This window comes from Methylobacterium sp. E-025, assembly GCF_022829705.1.
In the GTDB taxonomy this organism is placed as follows: domain Bacteria; phylum Pseudomonadota; class Alphaproteobacteria; order Rhizobiales; family Beijerinckiaceae; genus Methylobacterium.
In genome coordinates this window covers 1-4,399 of record NZ_JAKSYR010000069.1, presented here as the reverse complement: position 1 = coordinate 4,399, position 4,399 = coordinate 1, and the positions used below count along the sequence as shown (strand labels likewise).

The 4,399-nt window shown below is 62.4% G+C and carries 4 protein-coding genes and 1 pseudogene; 1 reads left to right on the top strand and 4 read right to left on the bottom strand.

What is annotated here, in order from left to right; all coding sequences use genetic code 11:
• Window positions 1-552 (top strand): annotated as a pseudogene (locus tag MKK64_RS07385) (methyl-accepting chemotaxis protein); the annotation flags it as partial.
• Here the strand turns inward: MKK64_RS07385 and MKK64_RS07380 are convergent.
• The 4 genes from MKK64_RS07380 to MKK64_RS07365 form a co-directional block, all read right to left on the bottom strand.
• Window positions 549-758, bottom strand: coding sequence for a hypothetical protein (locus MKK64_RS07380; RefSeq protein WP_243933102.1), 210 nt, complete (start codon window positions 756-758; stop codon window positions 549-551). The pseudogene MKK64_RS07385 and the gene MKK64_RS07380 overlap by 4 nt on opposite strands.
• A 268-nt stretch (window positions 759-1,026) precedes the next feature.
• Window positions 1,027-1,254, bottom strand: coding sequence for a hypothetical protein (locus MKK64_RS07375; protein WP_243933101.1), 228 nt, complete (start codon window positions 1,252-1,254; stop codon window positions 1,027-1,029).
• A gap of 47 nt (window positions 1,255-1,301) precedes the next feature.
• Window positions 1,302-1,553 (bottom strand): hypothetical protein, encoded by a 252-nt coding sequence (locus MKK64_RS07370; RefSeq protein WP_243933099.1) that lies wholly within the window; start codon window positions 1,551-1,553, stop codon window positions 1,302-1,304.
• A gap of 190 nt (window positions 1,554-1,743) precedes the next feature.
• Window positions 1,744-3,870 (bottom strand): putative bifunctional diguanylate cyclase/phosphodiesterase, encoded by a 2,127-nt coding sequence (locus tag MKK64_RS07365; protein WP_243933098.1) that lies wholly within the window; start codon window positions 3,868-3,870, stop codon window positions 1,744-1,746.
• Window positions 3,871-4,399: the final 529 nt, after the last annotated feature.

Here is a 4,399-nt window from a genome sequence, read left to right as displayed (position 1 = left end):
CGGCAACATCGTTACGCTGTCGGAGAAGACCCAGACGATCGGCGACATCATCGATACGGTCAACGACATCTCGGAGCGCACGCACCTGCTGTCGCTCAACGCCGCGAGCGAGGCGGCGGCGGCCGGGGAGAGCGGGCGCAGCTTTGCGGTGGTGGCCTCGGATATGAAGCTTCTGGCCGACCATGCCAAGGCGGCCACTCTGCAGGTGCGCGGCATCCTTTCGGAGATCCAGCGCGGCATCAACACCTCGGTGATGCTGACGGAGGAGGCGGTCAAGCGGGCGGCCACCGGCAAGGCGCGCTCCGACACGACCCAGCGCACGATCGAGGAGATCACCGGGCGGGTGGAGGAGAACGTGCAGACCTTCCAGCAGATCGTGGCGTCGACCAACCAGCAGCAGCTCGGCATCGAGCAGGTGATGGGCGCCTTGCAGAACATCCGCCAGGCGAGCAGCAGACCGCCGCCGGCACCCGCGAGGTCGAGGCGGCCTCGGCCAACCTCACCGAGCTCGCAGGAGCCCTCATGGCCCTCGCCGAGCGCTACCGGCACTAGGCGCCTTTCAGCGCCTGCCCCGACTCGCCAAGCGGCAGAGTACCCGGTTGCTCGGTTCTCTCTATGAGGCCACGGGCCTGCGCGATGAACAAGTCGATCTGCACCACCCCTTGAACGATCGCGACGATGAGATTGGCGTTTGCAACATCGATATGAGGTAGCCTACTCGTTTCCCGCCTACGCAGGTCGGAGAGCAGCGCCGTCATTTCATCCCGCCGTAGCCGCAGGTCCGCTAGGATCACCTCAGCCCGCGCCGCCTGCAGGCTCGTAGCTTGGCCCCCGGCCAGGAGCGCTACGGCGGCGACATCGGTCCGAGCGAGAGCCGATTGCTCAGCCCCCTTCGGGCGCAGTGGAATGATCTGTCGGCTCATAGTTCCGCATTCGCCTATCGGGAGGCTTGTAGCCCTAATGCCGGCATACAGCCTGCCAACGGCAATGAGATGTTCATCTTGCAGGCGGCCGCAATCTAGCGCCTCAGCGACCTGCCAGAGCACCCAATCCGAGCGTGTCGAGGACGCGCTCACGATAAAGGGTATCATCCCCGCTGAAGTTACCCTTTTCAAAGCGAACAATCACCGACGTATCGACGCTGGCGAGTTCGGCCAAGGCCTCGATGGAGTAGGCGCATCGCAGGCGGGCAGCGCGCACCTCCGATGCCAGGCGTTGGTAATAGTCCGAGGGAGGATCGTTCGAAATGCTCATAGGCCGGCCTACGCAGGTCGGAAGCACTCGGTTTCATCACATGCCTGTTAGATCGATCCCGATGGTTTTGACCGGGGCAACCCCAGATCCGTCAAACCAAGCCCCTGCGCTAAACCGATCGCAGCTTCAAGGGAGAGATCGTTGCTGGTGCCTTGTTCGATCGCCTCGATAATACTCGGATCGGTCCCTAGAAGCCGTGCAGCGGTGATCAGATCCAAACATAGCTTGGCACGCGCCGGTCCCGCATAGTGGGCAAGGTTCTGAAGTAGGGTCCGTTTTCGTTCCGCTGTTTGTTCCATGCACACTGCATGAGTTCCTCGTGAACGACGAATTGCCGCTCCCCGAGCATAGCTATTAAGGCCCAAGGCCCTCCTACCTGTGGTTGATCCCCTGCTATTCCCACAACGCAAGGAACCCTACGGGGGCGATCTGGTTCGTGTCGTGGAGGTCTCAGGCTACCACGATCCGCGGACCGTGCTCGGATATCACCTAGGCTGCGCCGAGCCGCTTGGCCGGCGCCCAACGAGCATCTACGCCTAGGCCATAGCTGGCCGCGAACGCATCAGCTGGCATCGGCTTACCGAACAGGTAGCCTTGCCCTTCCTGGCAGCCCTCAGTGCGCAGGCAGGCATGCTCGGCCTCGGTCTCGATGCCTTCGGCAATGACCGACAGCCCGAACCCGAGCCCAAGCTGCAGGATCGCACGGACGATCGTCACGTCGTGATGCGAGGCGAGCATACCTGTCACGAACGAGCGGTCGATCTTCAGCCGCGTCAGTGGAAAGCGCTTCAGGAGGCTGAGGGAGGCGTAGCCCGTCCCATAGTCGTCGAACGCGATGCCGACCCCAGTCTCGCGGAGGCTGTGCAATGTCGCGATCAGTTCGATCTCCTGGCGCAGCACGATGTTTTCGGTGATCTCTAACTCCAGGGAGGCGGCGGGCAGTCCGGTGTCGCTCAAGGTGGCGCGGACCGTCTCGGTAAGGTCGCCCCTTTGAAACTGAGCGCTGCACAGGTTGACCCCCATACGGAAGTCCAGTGCTCCCGCGGAACGCCATGCTTCTGCCTGGGTACAAGCTGTGCGCAGGACCCAGTCGCCGACCTGAGCAGCGTAGCGACTGCTATCGAGCACGTCGATGAATGCAGCTGGTGCAAGCAGGCCGCGGTCAGGGTGCTCCCAGCGGATCAACGCTTCCGCTCCGACCAGGACGCCATCGCTTAGGCGCACTTGCGGCTGGTAGAACAGGACGAACTCGCCACGCTCGACCGCCCGACCTAACTCGTCCCGGCAAACACGAGCACGCTGCGCCTGGTGTCGTAGGACGGGGCTGAACAGCCGATGGCAATGTCGGCCGTCGCCTTTGGCTTGGTACAATGCGAGATCAGCGCATCCGAGGAGTTCCTCGGCATTGTTGCCATGCGAAGGCGCCATGGCAATGCCAAGGCTGGCGCCCAGTCTGAGCGTCTGTCCGTCATACTCCACCGGTTCGGCGACGGCTGCGATGATGGTACCCGCCACCTCGGCAGCGCGGAGCGGATCGCCGATATCGGGTAGGAGGACAACGAACTCGTCGCCGCCAAGCCGGGAAACCGTGTCGATCGGACGGACACAGGCGAGGATACGGGTCGCCATCACTCTGAGGACAGAGTCGCCGGCTCCATGGCCGTAGCTGTCGTTGACCTCCTTGAAGCCATCCAGATCGAGCATCAGCACGGATACAGGTCGGCCCGCAGTGGCGATTTCATCCAGCCGCTCGTGTAAGACGGAGCGGTTGGGCAGTTCGGTCAGTGGATCGAGATGTGCAAGGCGGAACAAGCGCTCCTCGTTGGCGCGTCGCTCACGGATATCACGCACGATCGAACCGAAAGCCGCTCGCCCCTCCTCCTGCCACTTGGACAGCGACAGCTCGATCGGGAATTCGGTCCCGTCCTTATGACGGGCTGGCAGCTCGATGGTCTTGCCAACGAGCCTAGGTTTGCCCCCGTTGGCGACCCGATGGAGGCCGCCACCATGACCCCCGCGCATGCGCTCGGGGACGATCAGGTCGATCGACTGTCCGATAGCCTCGGTGCTCCCATGGCCGAATATCTGTTCGGCGGCAGCATTCCAGAAAGTGATGCGACCGCTGGCGTCGGCACAGATGATGCCGTCCGGGGAGGTCGACGCGATCTGCTCGAAACGCGATTGGCTTGCTCGGTGCGCAACCTCCAACCGGCGCAACTCCATGCGATCGAGGGTGAGGTTTGCGAGCTGCTGCAACGTCTGCCGATCGATGTCGGAGAAGGCGTTGCGCGACCGCGAGTCCGCTAGACAAAGCGTGCCAACGGCATGACCGGAAGGCGACCGCAGTGGAATGCCGACGTAGAAGCGGATATGCGGTGGCCCAGTGACGAGGGGATTGTCATGGAAGCGTGGATCGAGGGTGGCGTCGAGCACGACGAGAGCCTCGGTCTGCATGATGGTATGCGAGCAGAACGCGACCTCCCGGTTGGTCTCGCACAGGCTGAGGCCGACCTTGGCGTGAAACACCTGTCGGTCACGATCGAGTAGGGAGACGAAAGCAGTCGGCACCTCGAACAACCGCGCAGCTAGAGCGACGATCTGCGTGAAGCCAGGCATCGGTGCTGAACCGAGCAGGTCGTATTCGGCTAGCGCCGCAACACGTGCATCTTCGCCGATGAGGATATGAGGTGGTCGCACAATGAGAACCGAAAGTTGTCCCTACGTACGAACATAAGGCCAGGTTGTTAAGATCTTGCGTATCGCAGGCGTGGCGACCTATCGTGAGACACCTGAGGGCGACGGATCACTGCTTTGTGATGAACCGCATACCACTCGTCCACCGTCAGTTCCGGGCCTGTAACGCAGAGCAAGCGATCAAAGCCATGGCGCCGGAGCGCCCTTGAACATGGCGTCGTAGTTCGCAGCGATCTCCTTCAGCGTTCGGGTGGCGTAGTAGGCCGCCTGCTGTAGGGTACGCTCGCAGGGCCCCTTCAGGAGGGCGACAGGAGAAGTTCGCGAAGGAGTACAAGGCGCTTCAGCAGTCCCTCGGGGTTAACGGCAATGAAGTCGCATCGAATGCAGCCAAGATCTCACAGGCTTATGGTTCGTTCAGCGCCGTCATCGAAGTTGTGGGCCAGAGGATCAC